This is a genomic window from Spirulina subsalsa PCC 9445 (genome assembly GCF_000314005.1).
In the GTDB taxonomy this organism is placed as follows: Bacteria; Cyanobacteriota; Cyanobacteriia; order Cyanobacteriales; family Spirulinaceae; genus Spirulina_A; species Spirulina_A subsalsa.
Genome location: NZ_JH980292.1, coordinates 567,121 through 581,701, shown reverse-complemented (window position 1 = coordinate 581,701; position 14,581 = coordinate 567,121). Strand labels below are relative to the sequence as shown.

Genomic DNA, 14,581 nt, shown 5'->3' with positions numbered 1-14,581 from the left:
TTGGTTCACTGACTCAAGTTGTCTTGGCAGGTATTTCTACCAACCAAGATAGAGCTTAAATCTCCCCAAGCGTTTAGGTCTAACGACCAGCTTCCGATATGCCCTATCGTAGCTTTTTTGAGTATATTCAATGCCGCCATCTTGTCTCTATCTTCTACATATCCACACCAACAAACATGAGTTCTAACTGATAGAGACTTTTGGATTAATCGACCACAATTAAAGCATTCTTGACTCGTATAGGCTGGATTAACTGCAATCGTTAATCTGCCGTATTTAATGCCAAAATACTCAATCCATTTTCTGAATTGTGACCAACCAGCGTCATTAATACTTTTGGCGAGTTTTTGATTGCGGACAAGGTTCTTGACTTTTAAATCTATGCACTTCGTGCAGGCTTCGCCAACGTAAGCTATCAAGTCGTTTGACCGAATTAAACGGAGTGCCAATTTTTTAGCAAACTCTTCTCGTTGCCTACTTACTTTTAAGTGTCCCTTAGCATATTTTCGACTAGCTTTTTTGTAGTTATTGGACTGCCTATTGCCTTTTTTAAACTTTTTAGACTTTCTTTTATTCAGTTTATTAAGATGCTTTTCGGCTTTTCGATAATACTTAGGAGGCTCTACTGTATTACCGTTACTGTCAACATAAAGATATTTTAACCCCATATCTAGCCCTACACATTGTTGGGTCGGTTCTAATTGTGGGGTTATATCTCTAACATCGAGTTTTAGCATTAACTGGCAATAATATCCCTCAGCCCTTTTAACTATTCTCACTCGTTGAATTTGCCATTCTTGAAAATAGAACAAGTCTCGACTACCAATTAGTTTTAACTCTCCAATGTTTTTTCCATCACTGAAAGTTATTTTCTTGGCATCTCGATTAAGTTTCCACCCTGACTTTTTAAATTCAACAGAATGAGTCCGTTTGGAGTATTTGGGATAACCTTTCTTGCCAGCAATTTTCCTCTTACAGTTGTTATAAAACCGAAGAATAGCAGTCCAAATCCGTTCGCAAGCCTGTTGACAAGCCGTAGAGTTAAGCTCTTTGACAAAAGGATATTCATCTCTCAATTGAGTTGTATATCGATAAATATCTTTTTGTCCTACACTTTGATTTTCTTCCCAATATCTAAGGCATTTATTCCGAACAAACTGGACTGTCCGAATAGCTTCATCAATGGCTTGATATTGAGATGGTTTTCCTCTAAGCTTGTACTCTAAAACAAACATTTTGCGCCATCGACCTGCTACACAAACTATCCTAGTACACTAGAATTAAATTGGCAACGATAGATTAGAGTTATTCTTAGTCGTGCTTCGCTGTTCTATGCTGGTCGGCTTTTCATCTCATCGGTGTTTCCCCAGTTGGCAGGGCAAAGCTGAAAAGTTAGGGCTTGCTGAGAAAGTCTGTTCGTCGGGAGTCAGGAGTCGGGGAGTTGATGACTCAAACTCCCGGCTGAACGGCAATCGAATCCCGTTCTAGAGGAGCCATTGTTGTATCAGGAGTGGGAACGGGTTGATTAAAATATTGATAGGCCTCCCGGGAGATGTCCCGGATTAAATCCTTGGCCTTGGGATCATTGTGGGGGCGCTGAATGATCACGGCCGCGAGGTAGCGCCGCCCCGTGGGTGTATCAATGAGTCCGGCATCAGCCACCACAGAACCAATGTTTCCAGTTTTGTGGGCAATAATCGCCCCATTTTCCAAGCCTTGGGGGAGGAGTTGGTTATTCTGAACATTGCGCATAATTTCTAACAACCGATCTCGCGATCGCAAATTCACTAAATCCCCACGATTCACCCTAGCCATCACATGGGCTAAATCCACCGCGCTGGTTGTATTCGTCCCCTCGAGATCCGGTAACAAATTGCGAATCACCGTCGCTGACAAACCCCATTCTGCAAAGCGTTGGTTCAGGATGTCTTGCCCCCCCAAACGCTTCATAATCATATTCGTTGCTGTGTTGTCACTAATGGTAATCATGCGGGTGACAGTATCTAAAGCTGAGAAGCGGGTTCCGATGGGCTGATACTGCATATCCCCGGCCTCTCCAGCCCGGGTATCCTCTTCCATAACAAGGGTTTCTGTTAAGCTTACACTTCCCGCATCTAAGGCTTGGAAAAACGCAATCAGAATGGGGGTTTTGATCGTACTAGCGGCGGCAAAGGGTTTGCTGCCTTGAATGTCTACATAGTCTCCGGTGTCTAAGTCCATAAAAAATACCCCGGCCTCAAATTCTGAGTAGCGAGCGATCAGACTTTGTAACCGATTTTTAAGGGGGGTAATCTCGCGATTGGCTGCTAATGCAGGGGGATAGCGACCTTGATCTCCCCGATCTCGGATCGCTTGACTGGTGGTGGGGGAGGGGGTGAGAAAGGGTAAATTACGGGAAGCGTCCACTGTGCCTAAAATGGTTCCGGCGATCGCACCAGCCCCAACCCCCAAAATCAACACCCGCAAACTATAGACCAACAACAAAGAAGTCAGCGTCGGGGGAGATTTAGGTGAAATCGGTTTTTTGGTCCCTGTTCCCCGAGGTCTAGGAGTATCCGAAGGCGAGGGCTGGACAGAGTAAGCTCTTTGAAGTTGGGTCGTCTGTTGGAGTCGGGTCGGTTGGGCTGGGGCGCGCCGCGTTTTGGTCGGGGATATATCTTGACTTTTACGCCGTTTTGTGTTAACTAATTTTGGGTTAACTGGAGTCGGACGAGCCGAATTAAGACGGGAAACAGGCGCATCTTGAGGAGGACGTGGGAGGCGAGTTGGACGAGGGGGATTCGGACGGGAAACAGGGGCATCTTGAGGAGGACGAGAGGGTAGAGAAACCTCGCGCAAGGATTGCCGCCCCGGTTTAGGAGCTTGATGATAGCCTCCTTGGTTCTCCGGTGAGGCTTTGGGAAGAGAAAGGTGAGGCGGGATAGGGGAAGGGGGCGATGGCGCAGGAGGAGGCGGAGTGGGATTTAACCCACCAAAAGGCAAGGCTAGATCCAACTTCTCCCGTTTTTTATCTGATGATCCGTCTGATGGCATGAATTAAAGATCCCCACCGTACTTTTTCCAATAGGAACTTCACCCATTAAACCAATTTCGCTGACAAATAGCAAAAAATTTCCATGAAAATTTGGGTCGATGCTCAACAATCTTCCCTAACCAAGTTTCAATGGCGGATATCAGATTTGGGTCAAAGGGATTGCACAAGGTTAACTCAGGCACAGGCTTGAAGTCATCCACCTGGTCGATTAAATACTGTTTGGGAATTTTAACGTTAAGCGAGTAATTTCCAGGTTATGTGCTAATCAATCGGTCATACTCGGCATGGGTTCTAATCCAAAATCAAGAAATGCCGTTCTCTACTTCAACACCCAAAGCACGATAATTTAACCCGACTCTAACCGACCAATACCTTTTCCCCAGTTTTTTGAAATGGAGAAACAGATGAGACGGGTCAGATTTGAGTAAGTTGTAGCATTCATCGGCAGTTGTTTGTACAGTTTCCGGTAAAGCATGGTAACATTGCCAAAATCGTCGAGTGGTATAGTGCATCAGAGTTCTCGGCAATGTCCAGATACAAACTCCGCGATCGCCTCTTGAGCGAAGGCTTCTAAATGACCCTCGGCAATATCCTGTTCTATCTGTTCATCCCACCGTTGATAATCCAAATCAAGGAACCATTGTTTTAGTTTTTTAAACTCATGGGATGGCCGGGAGAGAATTGCTTGTTCAATTTCTTTTAGGTCGGACACAATTTTACCTCTGTCGTGGTTGTAGAAATTATAGCTGGGCTGGCAAGGCATCAGAGTAATATAGGAGTAAAATTCCGCTAAAACCTGCGATGAGACACACAAAATTTCCCTTTCTGTGGGTCTAACTATTTCTAAAGCGGCTTTATGTTGAGGGGCTTTCGTATTAGCAACATAAGCGAGGATGTTCGTATCCAGATAAATTCGTTTAGCTTCTGTTACCATAAAGCATCGTCCGATTAAAGGGCTAGAGGATTTCGCTGGCAAAAAACAAGGAATTTAAGTCTGATTCTGAGAGATTTTCTGGGGTTAATTGGTTCTGCTGTTGATTAATCGTTTTAAAGGTTTCTATCATCTTCTGAATTTGCTCGATTTGTTTTGGGGTGAGTCCAGTGATATCAAGAGTTTGAGTCATTTTTGAGTTGGCGGCTAGGGGGTGCTGACATTTTAGCTAATTTTGCCGCTAAGGGTCAGAAACCAGGTTTCTTGGCTGCTTAAATCTCCCCTAACCAGGTTTCAATGGCAGATATCAGATTGAGTTGATTGGGGGGAAAGCCTTTTAACGGCGCTTCTAGGGGTTCCTCGGTGAGGAAGGCTACGGCGATTACCCCCGTCAGTTTTTGGCAAAAGGCAATGAGTTCTGGGGTGGGTTGGGTCGGGGTGGAAACCGTTTCGCTACCGAAGAGGATGGCGCGGTGGGGGAGGAGGTGGGGCGCGTTTTAGGGTTTTGAGGTGACGGCGCATTTCCGGCGGGGTCTTCGTCGGGACAAGTGATTTCCCAAATCAGGGGGATATTGAGTCAGAAAAATGTTAGTATAAGTAAATCTGTATGACAATAAATCTGAACATAAAATCAACCACTAGCGATGAAAAAGTCCATCGAACTCAATGAAGAATTGGTGAAAGAAGGATTGCGCTTAACCAATATTCAGACAGAACAAGAATTAATTAACTTTGCTTTATCCGAGTTAGTCAAAAACCGCAAAAAACGAAATTTACTCGATTTGAGCGGACAGATTCAATTCTCAACAGATTACGACTATAAAGCCTTACGGTTAAACCGAAATGTTTTTGATTGATACATCCGTTTGGATTGCTGTTTTCCGAGACAAGACGGGTACAGTTGGTCAATCTTTATCAGAAATTATTAAGGAGCAACCCATTTTTTTGAGCCGATTTACTCAAATGGAACTGTTGCAAGGTTGCCGAGATGAGCGGGAGTGGAGGTTATTAGAAACCTATCTGCAAGACCAAGACTATATCGAACCCACTCCTAATACTTGGGTGGCGGCTGCCCGAATTTATTACGATTTACAACGACAGGGATGAACGGTTAGAAGTAATATTGATTGTTGCATTGCTCAACTGGCGATCGCACATCAGTTGATCTTAATTCATAATGACCGTGATTTTGAGACAATTGCAACGGTGACAAGCCTTAATAGGTTACGCTTTCGACCTGACAATAATTAATTCTCAAGTCTCCTCTAATTAAATCTCCTCTAACTAGGTTTCAATGGCGGATATCAGATTCGGTTGATTGGGGGGCAAGCCTTTTAAGGGGGCTTCTAGGGGTTCCTCGGTGAGGAAGGCTACGGCGATTACCCCCGTCAGTTTTTGGCAAAAGGCAATGAGTTCTGGGGTGGCTTGGGTCGGGGTGGAAACCGTTTCGCTACCGAAGAGGATGGCACCCTGGGGGAGGAGGCTACAGGGTTTGAGGATTTTGAGGGGGCGGCGCAGTTCAGCAGGGATGCCGGGGGGGTCTTTCTTCGGGACAAGTGATATCCCAAATCAGTTTGCTGAAGGTGAGAGCGATTTCCTATTTGCGGGTTTGGTTAGCGAGGATGTAGGCGTTGAAGCAATACAGGGGCAGGTGTTGCAGGGATTTAAAGGTGAGCGCTTATTCGGAGAAAGAATTGAGGAGCGCGATCGGCTATAATTTATGAGGCATAATCACACATTCAGCCTTAAACATATGACTTCAACTCCTGAATTAATGAGCCGAATTACGCAAAATCCCGGTCAATGTGGGGGTCGTCCCTGTATTCGCGGGATGCGAATTCGAGTCACCGATATTTTAGAAATGTTAGCTGAAAATGTTAGCATTTCTGAAATCTTAGAAGATTTTCCAGATTTAGAACTAGCAGATATTCAAGCCTGTTTAGTCTTTGCAGCAAGACGTACTGATTTTCCTAGACTAACCGCATGAAAATTTGGGTTGATGCTCAACTTCCCCCTACATTGGCAAGTTGGCTGACAGAAACCTTTGGTTTAGAAGCCAGAGCATTGCGAGATTTAGGCTTACGGGATGCTCAAGATATCGAGATTTTTGCGGCAGCACGGGCTGAAAATGTGGTAATTATTACGAAAGACAGTGATTTCATCGACTTGGTATGTCGTTTAGGAACACCTCCTCAAATTTTGTGGCTAACTTGTGGCAATGTCACGAACCGCAACTTGCGACAATTATTAATAGCGACTTTACCGAATGCGTTAGAGCAATTGTCGCAAGGAGAAATGATTGTAGAAATTACAAATACTCCTTAATCTCCCCTAACCCGGTTTCAATCGTCGATATCAGATTCCCTTGCTTGGGGGAAAGCCTTTTAACGGCGCTTCTAGGGGTTCTGATGTGAGGAAGGGCAACGGCAATTACCCCGGTCATTGAAAAGGCAATAAGTTCTGGGGTGGGTTGGGTCGGGGTGGAAACCGTTTCGCTACCGAAGAGGATGGCACCGTGGGGGAGGAGGCTACAAGATTTGAGGATTTTGAGGGGGCGATCGCACTCAGTGGTGAGTTGTAGTGAATGGCAGGGATTAGACTGGTTGATTCGGGGGACAGCTTTCTAAGGGGGCTTTTTGGGGGGTGTCGGTTAGTTTATGGCAAAATGGGATATTATTAAAGGCAGTTCAGCATCATAAGGCTTAGTTAATAATGAAATTTAATGATGTAGTTGATGTCATAAAAAGTCTTTCCACAGATGAAAAAAGAGAAATTTCTCTGTTATTACAACAATATCTTCGTGAAGAGTCTCGTGATCAAATTTATGAAAATTTTCAATTAGCCAAGCAGGAAGAGAAGCAAGAAGAACTTATATTTTCTAGTCAAATTAACCGATTAAAAGAATTACTTGAATAATAATTATGTAAGTTAGTTTTAGTTCTGCCTTTAAACGCTCTTTTAAAAAGAAGATTAAAGGTAATGCAGATTTGGAGGCCAAGTTTTGGAAAAAATTAGAGCTGTTTATTATAGATCCATTTGAACCGAGTTTAAAGACCCATAAACTATCGGGGAAGTTAAAAGACTTATGGAGCTTTAGTGTAGAGTATGATGAGAGGGTAGTGTTTTATTTTACCGAAGATGAAAAAGCGGTATTTGTTGATATAGGCAGCCATAATGAGGTGTATTAAGTGTTCCTAAACAGGGCTTCGTAAATCTCCTTTAACTCATTTGAACTAACAGATAAAAGAACAAAAATTGCCTAACTTTGGCGGTGAAACTTAAATCAACTATCCAAACTTCTCCCCGGTTAGGACTACTGATAATCTGCTTCTTGCTCATCTAAGGCTAAAAATAGTGCTTCTGCATTGAGGACTAAATCCTCATTGGTCAAAGGGGTAAAGTCAAAATTGATAACACGCTTGAGTATTTCTGCTGCGATCGCGAAGCGTCTCCGTAGGAGAATCGCCTGTTGTTCTGTCTTCGGCAACTCATCAAAGTTTTTGAGAATTTCTTGAGCTAGGGTATTCATAACAGTTCAGTCTGCTCTCACACAGCTAAATCAGGTTTCAAGGTCAATTCTAATTTTATGCCAAGTTTCAGGGAGAACCCCATGTACACTATCCCCTAACCCGGTTTCAATAGCAGATATCAGATTCGGTTGATTGGGGGGAAAGCCTTTTAACGGCGCTTCTAGGGGTTCCTCGGTGAGGAAGGTAATTTTCGCTTAGATTTGAGTTCAGTGGATTTTTTCAGGTTTTAATCAGGGTTTGTTGACCGAGTTCCAGGGAGATGCCACTAATGCGATCGTCTCCAGGGCGATAGGATAACACTTCGATGCCAATGGGTTCATTGGTATCTCCATCTTTGAAAAGGATAATATCGTTCCCAAGTTCCGTAGCAATTTGGTTAGGGCGGGGAGATTGCCAAAAAATAGTTAAGAGTTCGGTTTCGGGTTCGTAAAAGACTTTTATTTGGGCCATAACTTTGATCCGGTTTTAATTGCATCAGTTTGGTAAGCTGTAATCAAGTAACCCTCTCCATTTAAACGCCGCGCAATAGCAACCAGCCACCTTTTGGCTTTGAGAGTGCGATAAAATAGCAAGACATCAATATCGCGCTGACTTTGGTAAATGGCATCGGGTTGATTAAGGGTTTGCTGAATTTCAGTTTCATAATGGGTAATATCTGGATGTTTGATTAGCAAAGTTTGCCAGTAGCTTTCGGTAGTGCGGACTGTGAACCCTAGGGGAGTAGAAACAATAAATTTAACAATTGATTCCATGTTTTAGCTGAAGGCTAGGGTTTGCTAATATTTTAGCGAATTTGAGAACTTGGGGTGAGGGTTCGGAAACCGGGTTTCTTGGTGGCTGCTTAAATCTCCCCTAACCAGGTTTCAATGGCGGATATCAGATTCGGTTGATTGGGGGGAAAGCCTTTTAACGGCGCTTCTAGGGGGTCATCGGTGAGAAAGGCTACAGCAATTACCCCGGTCAGTTTTTGGCAACAGGCGATGAGTTCTGGGGTGGCTTGGGTCGGGGTGGAAATTCGCTGCTGAGGAGGATGGCACCCTGGGGGAGGAGGCTACAAGGTTTGAGGATTTTGAGGGGGCGATCGCAAGTCAGGCTATATTACAATTAATCAGAGCCTAAAATCAGGAATCAAGCCAAATGACTACCCAAAAATTATTAGAAAAATGGCAGCGTTTAGACCCTGAACAACAGCAACAAGTTCTCGCTTTTATTGACTCTCTTCATCAAACGCCCCAACCGACTAAACCCAATTCCCCGCTTGGAGCAAAGTTAAGAAAAATCCGCCAAGAAATTATAGAATCGGGCATCCCCTTGTTAACGCCAGAAGAAATAGAACAAGAAAAAGTGGAACGTCGTGGAGGATATACAGACTAATCATGATCCGAACTTTTGTTGATGCTGGAGTGTTAATTTATGCGGCTCGCGCTGAAAATGAAATGGCTGAACTTTCTTTACAAATCTTAGAAGATGACCAGCGAGAATTTGCTTCTAGTATTTTTTTGAAATTAGAGGTTTTGCCAAAAGCCATTTATCATCAACAAAGTAGCGAGATAAAGTTTTATGAAACTTTTTTTGATGCCGTCATTTACTGGGCAAACGATATCAACACTATCATTGAACAAGCCTATCGAGAATCTAGTCAATTTGGACTAGGGGCTATGGATGCTTTACATATTGCAGCAGCAGTCTCGGTTGGAGCAACGGAATTCATAACCAATGAAAAACCTCAAAAGTCAATTCGTCGAACTCGAAGTATTAAGGTGATTTCTATTTATCAATGATAGTGTTAATTCATCAACTTGACAACGATATCGCCAAATATTTTAATCAATAAATAGGGTTTTATCACTCATCACTTTCTGTCGTGAATTTCATCTCGGGTTGGTTTGACCCACCCTTGAACGGGAATGGGGTTTTCTGCCAGTTGATCCATTAATCTGGGTTGGGGCTTGGCTTCTGAAAACACAATCACTCTAACGTCCCTTCCTTCTTGAATACTTTGTTGATATTCCGGCGGAATTTCTATCATGCCTTGTTTGATTTTCGCTTTAAATTCAAAAGAATTAACCATTTTTTACTTTTTTTGTCTATTAATCTATCGATATTTTAACCTAAAAAATGCCAATCCTCAAATCTCACCTAACCAGGTTTCAATGGCGGATATCAGATTCGGTTAATTGGGGGGAAAGCCTTTTAACGGCGCTTCTAGAGGTTCTGAGGTGAGGAAGGGATGCCCCCTATCTTTCTAAATTTTGCAACCACTGAAGGATTGTTGTCACTAAATTAGGGTCGGTTTCTAGGAACTGCGGTAATCGGCATTCAGCAAGGCGATCGGGGACAACTAGGGCAATGGGGGGATGGCTAAAGCGGGCGAGTTGATTGAGGACCGCCATATCAAAGCCTTGGGGGGGGTGGATTGGTGGGTTCTTCGTAGAGGATGAGGGCGATCGCCTGGTCGCTGAGGTCATCTTCCCAGTAGGCTTGCCAGTAGGCTTGGAGTTTGGCAATGGTATCGGGTTTACCGTCGGGGCTGGCCGGACAACCAGCTTTTTTAAGGCTAGTGTAGATTTGTAGGGCGGGGTTGCTAGGGTCGCTGAAGCGGCTGCCGTCGATGCAGAGGAGTTGCAGGGTTTTGTGGAGGTTGGTTTCGGTGAGTTGGGTTTGTAGGAGTTGGGGGAGTTTGACAGTTAGGGTATTGCTATCCTATAATTCCAAGGTTAGGAATCAAATAATATCAACAAAATTTAGGAGAAAAATTGATAATGAGTGGTTTTTTGACTCAAGAAGACTTTGAAACAATTTTCACATCGCACTTGAAAATTGAAACCTATTCAAAATCTATAGACTCACTATTTAGTTTACGCAGTTTAAATAAAATCGATTACAAGCCTTATTACCAGAGAAATTATGTATGGGATGATCATAAAGCGACTTACTTTATTGAAAGTATTTTATTGGGTACTGAGATACCTCCTCTTATATTTTTTAACAACGGCTCTCGTATTGAAGTAATTGATGGAAGGCAAAGATTTGAGACAATAAAGCGTTTTAAAGAAAATGAATTTTCATTGACAAGGAATGGTCTGGCTGCCCTAAAGCAGATCGCTAAAGCAACTTATCAATCTTTACAAGCTAGTTCTGAAACAAAAAGTATAATTGATTTATTTCTTGATGCCAAAATTAGAATTATAGAATTTGAAATAGTTAACGAACCTAGACTCAATCCAAGTCTGGAAGATAAAGTTAAAAAAGAAATATTTGGTAGATATAATTCTGGTATAACCCCTTTAAAGAAGCCAGAAATAGATAATGCTCTATATGATGCAGATTCAGTTTTTCAACATTTTAAGAAGTTTGTAAAAAAAGATTCTGAATTCTGCAATATGGTTACTGACCTTTTCTTGCCGAAGGAGAGTGAAAGAGTTTCTGATAGTGGAAGAATCCTACAGTTTATTCGTAGGTATTTAGTTCTTCACAAGTTTCCTATTAGATATTACTCATGGGGAAACAATAGAACTGAAACGCTAGATAAATTGTATGAACATATGGCAAACGAGGTAGAAGATGTAAAGGATTTATGTAATAGATTTGTAGAAAAAGTTCGTCTAGTCCATCGGATGAAGCAGGTATTTACAGAAAAAAGTTTAAGTGTAAAACGACCAGCTTTTGAATGTTTGTTATGGGGACTTCAGGTATTAGATGCGGAACAAATAGATCTATCTCAAGTGGATACACCCAACTTTATTGAACGTTTAGGTCGTGCAATTTCAGATAATCATGATAAGTTTATTGATTCTCATTACTATAGTTTGGTTCAAGAACGTTTCTCATTTATGGCAAAGTTATTTGAGCAGGAACTTGATATAAATCTTCGTGCCTATGTAGAGGGTGACAAGAAGACAAGGGATGAATTAAATCTCATCAGGAAAAGTGAAAAAGATGATACGATTACTAAACTCGGTGAATTAGAATCTTTAAGAGTAACAAAGCCAGAACCATCACGAACTTCAATAGATGATATCGCGAGAGGGATGAATCGCAATATGTTTCTTGTTCGTCCTTCTTACCAAAGAACAGAAGTAATTAATATATCTAAAGCGTCTTCAATTATTGAAAGTATTCTTTTAGGTATCAGCCTTCCAGCAATATTTATTTATAAGCGTAAAGATGGTGTTTCAGAGGTGATAGATGGACAACAACGTCTACTAACAATTTTAGGTTTTATAGGTCAAAAGTATATGGATGAGAGTGGTCATCAATGTAGCAGTAAAAACTCAAGCTTTCGTTTAAAGGGATTAAAAATACTCAAGGATTTAAACAACAAAACCTACAACGATCTGAAAAATTTTGATCCTTCTTTACAAGATAAGATTTTAGATTTTGAACTTTTGGTAGTCGAAATTCAAGAAAGCCTCAATCCAGATTTTAATCCCGTTGATCTTTTTGTGAGACTCAATAACAAGCCATATCCAATTAGAGAGAATTCTTTCGAGATGTGGAATTCTTGGGTGGATAGAGACATTATTGAAAATATTAGAAAGAGTCTTGATAAGTATAGAGAATGGTTTTATATCAAACTTGTCAAAAGCCGTAATGATAGAGATAGAATGGAAAATGAAGAACTTTATACATCCTTAGCATACCTTGAGTATCAGCACCTTAAGAGTAAGGATGCTGATAAGAAGTCTTTGTACATTTATGATAAAAATAATCGAATAAATGTAAGGATAGGTTCATCGCACGACATCACTAGGCTACTTCAATTTGAAGATGAAGAAGTCAAGAAGAACTTTCTCAAAAGTATCAAAAATGTGGAAAGCTTTGTAAAAAAAGTAAAAATCATTTTACTGGATAGAGATGTTGAAGGAGGTAAAGAAAAATTCGATAAGTTCTTTGGTGATGAACTCAATTTGCTATTTAAAGCGCAAAGACAAGTTCGTTCATTTAGGCGTACAAAACAAGACTTTTACCTTCTTTGGTATCTTCTTAACCCACTTGGACTTGAAATGGTTAAATCTCATAGGTTAGATATCAAACGAGATTTAAAAAATATTTTTTATGATTTGAGAAATACTTCAAATTTTACAAAAGATCTATTTTTACCAAAAGTTGAAGATTTTCACAAAAAGTATCAAATTAACTCAAGACAAATTCAGCTTTCTGAACCTCAAAAGCTTGAAAAACTTAGAGGACAAGATAATCGCTGTGCTATTTCAGGAGCACCTCTATTTATAGGAGATGATATTGAGGTAGATCATAGTACACCATTAAGCATAGGTGGAGAAGATTCTATAGAGAATCTTCAAATTACTCACAGTGATAGTAACAGAAAGAAAGGCTCTAAACTTTTATCTGAATAAACAAGAATTAAATAAAACAAGAATTTTCCAACAGTGTTCACGACACCTCTAAACTCTCCCCAAAGACTGGCAACACAAAGTTACTACAGATTTATCTCGTCGTTATTGACCATTGGCAAGCGGTTTCCGGTAAAGAACGGATTGATTGGCGCAATGACCCCCCGCCAGATTTGGTGTTAGAAATTGACATCACCAGCTACTCAGATGTGCAGGATTATCTGCCCTATCAAGTGCCAGAAGTCTGGCTATTTCGGAACCAGCAACTGATGATTTACCAACTTCAGGGCAATGAATACGGCATCACATCCCAAAGCCAATATTTCCCGGCGGTCAACCCAGCTGCTCTCGTTGCTCAATGTTTAGAAATTGCCTATCAGAGAAATACCAGTGCAGCCATTCGTGATCTCAAGCAGCAACTCGGAGGGTAGGGGAGCCGAGAAAAGGGTAACGAGGCGATGGGATAAAACGACAAATATTAGTCATAAATCATCTTGATAGCCACGTTGTTGTAGCTTTTGTTGCAGTTGGCAGAACACTGTTTCCCCATCAACAACCTCACCCCGTTCGGAAGCAGCAACACCAACCATAATTTCCCGTTGCAATTCCTCAAACCGCCCTTGATAAATGCGTTCTATTGCTTCCAACATATCCAGCAACTTTTCGAGATCACTTCTCATAACCGTATCGCTTCCGCTAGGACTTGTTGGCGAATCCTAGGACGTAACCCCTTCTCCGTTATAATATCAACCCGACAGCCTAGTAACTCTTGGAGTTCCATCAGCAGTCCACCCATATCCAGCAAGCTGCGTCCGGGCTGCATTTCCACCAAAAAATCTACATCACTATCGGCATCGGCTTCCCCCCGTGCCACGGAGCCAAAAACACGAATATTGCTGGCTCCATACTGGGCAGCTAATGTCAAAATTTCCTCTCGTTTCTCTTGCAGTCGCTCTGGCAAATTCATCAGTCGTTAAGTTGTTCTAACCTCTGTTTTAATCCGGTTGAATAAAGGCTTGATGTTCTGGGGAGGCTAGTCCCCCTTGTAGGGTTTCCAAAACGGCCGCGAGATTATTTTGTAATAGTTGCGTTGCGTTCAACCATAAACCCGGAAACACCCGACTACACAAAATCCCCTGATCATTGGGAGCAAGAGACTGATAAACCCCCTCCTCCAAATAAAACCAATCCAGTCGCTGGTCAAAGATTTGCCACACTAGATATTCTTGCACCCCATTCCGTCGATAAACTCGTTGTTTATCCCCTAAATCAATGGCGGCACTACTGGCAGCAATTTCTACTACTAATTCCGGCGCGCCTTGAATATACCCCTCTGAGGTGATTTGAGAACTTCCCCCCGGAATCAATAACACCCCGTCCGGTTGAACTTCGTTGTCGGAATCAAGGCGAAGGGTGGGTTCAATCCCCATTGCGGTGGAGGGGGTAGCGGCTTTGTAAACGCCTAACCAGGTGATGATCAGACCGTGGGGTTCTGCATGGGTGGTAAACCGCAGGGGTGAGGCAATATAAACAACTCCTTCAATTAATTCGGCTTTCTGACCCGTCGGCATGGCGGCGTAACGTTGCTCAAATTCTCGGTAGCTGAGACGTTCGCGCAGCGTCTCGGAACGAGAATCGCCATTTTCCAAAGGTGGATAGATGGGAGATTGAAGCTGCATAGTATCGACCAGAGATCAGGGGACAGTTTGATTATAGCGATGGGGTCATG

At 42.2% G+C, this 14,581-nt stretch carries 24 protein-coding genes and 4 pseudogenes; 10 read left to right on the top strand and 18 right to left on the bottom strand.

Features of this window, described 5'->3' with window-relative positions:
• Positions 1-5: 5 nt before the first annotated feature.
• From SPI9445_RS0103075 to SPI9445_RS31910, 6 genes are all read right to left on the bottom strand, one after another.
• On the bottom strand, positions 6-1,235 hold the full coding sequence (locus tag SPI9445_RS0103075; protein ID WP_017303253.1) for an RNA-guided endonuclease InsQ/TnpB family protein: 1,230 nt from the start codon (positions 1,233-1,235) through the stop codon (positions 6-8).
• Positions 1,236-1,449: 214 nt separating this feature from the next.
• On the bottom strand, positions 1,450-3,033 hold the full coding sequence (locus SPI9445_RS24145; protein ID WP_017303252.1) for a serine hydrolase: 1,584 nt from the start codon (positions 3,031-3,033) through the stop codon (positions 1,450-1,452).
• Between the two features lie 303 nt (positions 3,034-3,336).
• The gene (locus SPI9445_RS28130; RefSeq protein WP_071525254.1) at positions 3,337-3,546 is read right to left on the bottom strand and encodes a hypothetical protein; all 210 of its coding nucleotides are present in this window, start codon (positions 3,544-3,546) and stop codon (positions 3,337-3,339) included.
• Positions 3,546-3,746, bottom strand: coding sequence for a hypothetical protein (locus SPI9445_RS31915; RefSeq protein WP_026079490.1), 201 nt, complete (start codon positions 3,744-3,746; stop codon positions 3,546-3,548). Before SPI9445_RS31915 ends, SPI9445_RS28130 begins: the two co-directional genes overlap by 1 nt.
• 244 nt (positions 3,747-3,990) lie before the next feature.
• Positions 3,991-4,158 (bottom strand): hypothetical protein, encoded by a 168-nt coding sequence (locus SPI9445_RS30280; RefSeq protein WP_017303250.1) that lies wholly within the window; start codon positions 4,156-4,158, stop codon positions 3,991-3,993.
• Between the two features lie 79 nt (positions 4,159-4,237).
• Positions 4,238-4,348, bottom strand: a complete 111-nt coding sequence (locus SPI9445_RS31910; RefSeq protein WP_420329811.1) for an NACHT C-terminal alpha/beta 1 domain-containing protein — start codon at positions 4,346-4,348, stop codon at positions 4,238-4,240.
• Between the two features lie 261 nt (positions 4,349-4,609).
• Here SPI9445_RS31910 and SPI9445_RS0103050 point away from each other — a divergent pair, with 261 nt between their 5' ends.
• Complete coding sequence (locus SPI9445_RS0103050) at positions 4,610-4,822, top strand: type II toxin-antitoxin system VapB family antitoxin (RefSeq protein ID WP_017303248.1); 213 nt, start codon at positions 4,610-4,612, stop codon at positions 4,820-4,822.
• Positions 4,809-5,216, top strand: a pseudogene (gene vapC, locus SPI9445_RS31770) (type II toxin-antitoxin system VapC family toxin). Before SPI9445_RS0103050 ends, vapC begins: the two are co-directional and overlap by 14 nt.
• Positions 5,217-5,249: 33 nt before the next feature.
• Here vapC and SPI9445_RS31905 read toward each other — a convergent pair.
• Entirely contained in the window at positions 5,250-5,345 is a 96-nt protein-coding gene (locus tag SPI9445_RS31905) for a hypothetical protein (RefSeq protein ID WP_420329810.1), read from the bottom strand.
• A 373-nt stretch (positions 5,346-5,718) separates the two neighbouring features.
• Here SPI9445_RS31905 and SPI9445_RS0103035 point away from each other — a divergent pair, with 373 nt between their 5' ends.
• The 4 genes and pseudogenes from SPI9445_RS0103035 to SPI9445_RS31900 all read left to right on the top strand — a co-directional run.
• Positions 5,719-5,952: a DUF433 domain-containing protein gene (locus tag SPI9445_RS0103035; RefSeq protein WP_017303245.1), complete on the top strand. Its 234-nt coding sequence runs from the start codon at positions 5,719-5,721 to the stop codon at positions 5,950-5,952.
• Positions 5,949-6,290, top strand: a complete 342-nt coding sequence (locus tag SPI9445_RS0103030) for a DUF5615 family PIN-like protein (protein ID WP_017303244.1) — start codon at positions 5,949-5,951, stop codon at positions 6,288-6,290. The genes SPI9445_RS0103035 and SPI9445_RS0103030 overlap by 4 nt, the downstream gene beginning before the upstream one ends.
• 387 nt (positions 6,291-6,677) lie before the next feature.
• Positions 6,678-6,881, top strand: coding sequence for a hypothetical protein (locus tag SPI9445_RS0103025; protein ID WP_017303243.1), 204 nt, complete (start codon positions 6,678-6,680; stop codon positions 6,879-6,881).
• Positions 6,882-6,892: 11 nt separating this feature from the next.
• Positions 6,893-7,153 (top strand): annotated as a pseudogene (locus tag SPI9445_RS31900) (type II toxin-antitoxin system RelE/ParE family toxin); the annotation flags it as partial.
• Positions 7,154-7,278: 125 nt separating this feature from the next.
• On the opposite strand, the gene SPI9445_RS0103015 reads toward SPI9445_RS31900, so the two are convergent.
• The 5 genes and pseudogenes from SPI9445_RS0103015 to SPI9445_RS31890 form a co-directional block, all read right to left on the bottom strand.
• Positions 7,279-7,494: a hypothetical protein gene (locus tag SPI9445_RS0103015; protein WP_017303241.1), complete on the bottom strand. Its 216-nt coding sequence runs from the start codon at positions 7,492-7,494 to the stop codon at positions 7,279-7,281.
• A 30-nt stretch (positions 7,495-7,524) separates the two neighbouring features.
• Positions 7,525-7,683, bottom strand: a pseudogene (locus SPI9445_RS31895) (hypothetical protein); the annotation flags it as partial.
• A gap of 31 nt (positions 7,684-7,714) precedes the next feature.
• Complete coding sequence (locus tag SPI9445_RS0103010; protein ID WP_017303240.1) at positions 7,715-7,945, bottom strand: hypothetical protein; 231 nt, start codon at positions 7,943-7,945, stop codon at positions 7,715-7,717.
• Entirely contained in the window at positions 7,933-8,247 is a 315-nt protein-coding gene (locus SPI9445_RS0103005) for a hypothetical protein (RefSeq protein ID WP_017303239.1), read from the bottom strand. The genes SPI9445_RS0103010 and SPI9445_RS0103005 overlap by 13 nt, the downstream gene beginning before the upstream one ends.
• 89 nt (positions 8,248-8,336) lie before the next feature.
• On the bottom strand, positions 8,337-8,447 hold the full coding sequence (locus SPI9445_RS31890) for an NACHT C-terminal alpha/beta 1 domain-containing protein (protein ID WP_420329809.1): 111 nt from the start codon (positions 8,445-8,447) through the stop codon (positions 8,337-8,339).
• Positions 8,448-8,632: 185 nt separating this feature from the next.
• Between SPI9445_RS31890 and SPI9445_RS0103000 the strand changes: the two genes are divergently transcribed.
• Entirely contained in the window at positions 8,633-8,869 is a 237-nt protein-coding gene (locus tag SPI9445_RS0103000; RefSeq protein ID WP_017303238.1) for a hypothetical protein, read from the top strand.
• 2 nt (positions 8,870-8,871) lie between these two features.
• A complete protein-coding gene (locus SPI9445_RS0102995; RefSeq protein WP_017303237.1) occupies positions 8,872-9,276 on the top strand; it encodes a type II toxin-antitoxin system VapC family toxin in 405 nt (134 codons plus the stop codon).
• A gap of 71 nt (positions 9,277-9,347) precedes the next feature.
• Here the strand turns inward: SPI9445_RS0102995 and SPI9445_RS0102990 are convergent, their stop codons facing one another.
• The 3 genes from SPI9445_RS0102990 to SPI9445_RS31885 form a co-directional block, all read right to left on the bottom strand.
• Positions 9,348-9,566 carry a hypothetical protein gene (locus SPI9445_RS0102990; protein ID WP_017303236.1) on the bottom strand — a complete coding sequence of 73 codons (219 nt, stop codon included), beginning with the start codon at positions 9,564-9,566 and terminating at the stop codon, positions 9,348-9,350.
• Positions 9,567-9,732: 166 nt separating this feature from the next.
• Positions 9,733-9,963, bottom strand: a complete 231-nt coding sequence (locus SPI9445_RS26880) for a hypothetical protein (protein WP_202803628.1) — start codon at positions 9,961-9,963, stop codon at positions 9,733-9,735.
• On the bottom strand, positions 9,890-10,123 hold the full coding sequence (locus SPI9445_RS31885; RefSeq protein ID WP_420329808.1) for an NACHT C-terminal alpha/beta 1 domain-containing protein: 234 nt from the start codon (positions 10,121-10,123) through the stop codon (positions 9,890-9,892). Before SPI9445_RS31885 ends, SPI9445_RS26880 begins: the two co-directional genes overlap by 74 nt.
• 134 nt (positions 10,124-10,257) lie before the next feature.
• Here SPI9445_RS31885 and SPI9445_RS26875 point away from each other — a divergent pair, with 134 nt between their 5' ends.
• Positions 10,258-12,855 (top strand): GmrSD restriction endonuclease domain-containing protein, encoded by a 2,598-nt coding sequence (locus tag SPI9445_RS26875; protein WP_017303233.1) that lies wholly within the window; start codon positions 10,258-10,260, stop codon positions 12,853-12,855.
• 92 nt (positions 12,856-12,947) lie between these two features.
• Positions 12,948-13,283: pseudogene (locus SPI9445_RS24125) on the top strand (Uma2 family endonuclease); the annotation flags it as partial.
• A gap of 51 nt (positions 13,284-13,334) precedes the next feature.
• Here the strand turns inward: SPI9445_RS24125 and SPI9445_RS24120 are convergent.
• Genes SPI9445_RS24120 through SPI9445_RS0102960 form a run of 3 tightly spaced genes read right to left on the bottom strand, consistent with a single transcriptional unit; the run spans position 13,335 to position 14,531 of the window.
• A complete protein-coding gene (locus SPI9445_RS24120; protein ID WP_052646620.1) occupies positions 13,335-13,532 on the bottom strand; it encodes a hypothetical protein in 198 nt (65 codons plus the stop codon).
• Positions 13,529-13,819 carry a nucleotidyltransferase family protein gene (locus tag SPI9445_RS0102965; protein ID WP_017303230.1) on the bottom strand — a complete coding sequence of 97 codons (291 nt, stop codon included), beginning with the start codon at positions 13,817-13,819 and terminating at the stop codon, positions 13,529-13,531. The genes SPI9445_RS24120 and SPI9445_RS0102965 overlap by 4 nt, the downstream gene beginning before the upstream one ends.
• Before the next feature lie 28 nt (positions 13,820-13,847).
• On the bottom strand, positions 13,848-14,531 hold the full coding sequence (locus SPI9445_RS0102960; protein ID WP_017303229.1) for a Uma2 family endonuclease: 684 nt from the start codon (positions 14,529-14,531) through the stop codon (positions 13,848-13,850).
• Positions 14,532-14,581 lie beyond the last annotated feature (50 nt).

What these genes read in the sequence shown, in the direction of transcription:
- SPI9445_RS24145 (WP_017303252.1), bottom strand. Translation starts at nt 3,033, where the DNA reads ATGCCATCAGACGGATCATCAGATAAAAAACGGGAGAAGTTGGATCTA.
- SPI9445_RS0103050 (WP_017303248.1), top strand. Translation starts at nt 4,610, where the DNA reads ATGAAAAAGTCCATCGAACTCAATGAAGAATTGGTGAAAGAAGGATTG.
- SPI9445_RS0102995 (WP_017303237.1), top strand. Translation starts at nt 8,872, where the DNA reads ATGATCCGAACTTTTGTTGATGCTGGAGTGTTAATTTATGCGGCTCGC.
- SPI9445_RS0103075 (WP_017303253.1), bottom strand. Translation starts at nt 1,235, where the DNA reads ATGTTTGTTTTAGAGTACAAGCTTAGAGGAAAACCATCTCAATATCAA.
- SPI9445_RS0102990 (WP_017303236.1), bottom strand. Translation starts at nt 9,566, where the DNA reads ATGGTTAATTCTTTTGAATTTAAAGCGAAAATCAAACAAGGCATGATA.
- SPI9445_RS0103035 (WP_017303245.1), top strand. Translation starts at nt 5,719, where the DNA reads ATGACTTCAACTCCTGAATTAATGAGCCGAATTACGCAAAATCCCGGT.
- SPI9445_RS0103015 (WP_017303241.1), bottom strand. Translation starts at nt 7,494, where the DNA reads ATGAATACCCTAGCTCAAGAAATTCTCAAAAACTTTGATGAGTTGCCG.
- SPI9445_RS28130 (WP_071525254.1), bottom strand. Translation starts at nt 3,546, where the DNA reads ATGCACTATACCACTCGACGATTTTGGCAATGTTACCATGCTTTACCG.
- SPI9445_RS0103010 (WP_017303240.1), bottom strand. Translation starts at nt 7,945, where the DNA reads ATGGCCCAAATAAAAGTCTTTTACGAACCCGAAACCGAACTCTTAACT.
- SPI9445_RS0103005 (WP_017303239.1), bottom strand. Translation starts at nt 8,247, where the DNA reads ATGGAATCAATTGTTAAATTTATTGTTTCTACTCCCCTAGGGTTCACA.
- SPI9445_RS0103025 (WP_017303243.1), top strand. Translation starts at nt 6,678, where the DNA reads ATGAAATTTAATGATGTAGTTGATGTCATAAAAAGTCTTTCCACAGAT.
- SPI9445_RS24120 (WP_052646620.1), bottom strand. Translation starts at nt 13,532, where the DNA reads ATGAGAAGTGATCTCGAAAAGTTGCTGGATATGTTGGAAGCAATAGAA.
- SPI9445_RS0103000 (WP_017303238.1), top strand. Translation starts at nt 8,633, where the DNA reads ATGACTACCCAAAAATTATTAGAAAAATGGCAGCGTTTAGACCCTGAA.
- SPI9445_RS26875 (WP_017303233.1), top strand. Translation starts at nt 10,258, where the DNA reads ATGAGTGGTTTTTTGACTCAAGAAGACTTTGAAACAATTTTCACATCG.
- SPI9445_RS26880 (WP_202803628.1), bottom strand. Translation starts at nt 9,963, where the DNA reads ATGACCTCAGCGACCAGGCGATCGCCCTCATCCTCTACGAAGAACCCA.
- SPI9445_RS0103030 (WP_017303244.1), top strand. Translation starts at nt 5,949, where the DNA reads ATGAAAATTTGGGTTGATGCTCAACTTCCCCCTACATTGGCAAGTTGG.
- SPI9445_RS30280 (WP_017303250.1), bottom strand. Translation starts at nt 4,158, where the DNA reads ATGACTCAAACTCTTGATATCACTGGACTCACCCCAAAACAAATCGAG.
- SPI9445_RS0102965 (WP_017303230.1), bottom strand. Translation starts at nt 13,819, where the DNA reads ATGAATTTGCCAGAGCGACTGCAAGAGAAACGAGAGGAAATTTTGACA.
- SPI9445_RS0102960 (WP_017303229.1), bottom strand. Translation starts at nt 14,531, where the DNA reads ATGCAGCTTCAATCTCCCATCTATCCACCTTTGGAAAATGGCGATTCT.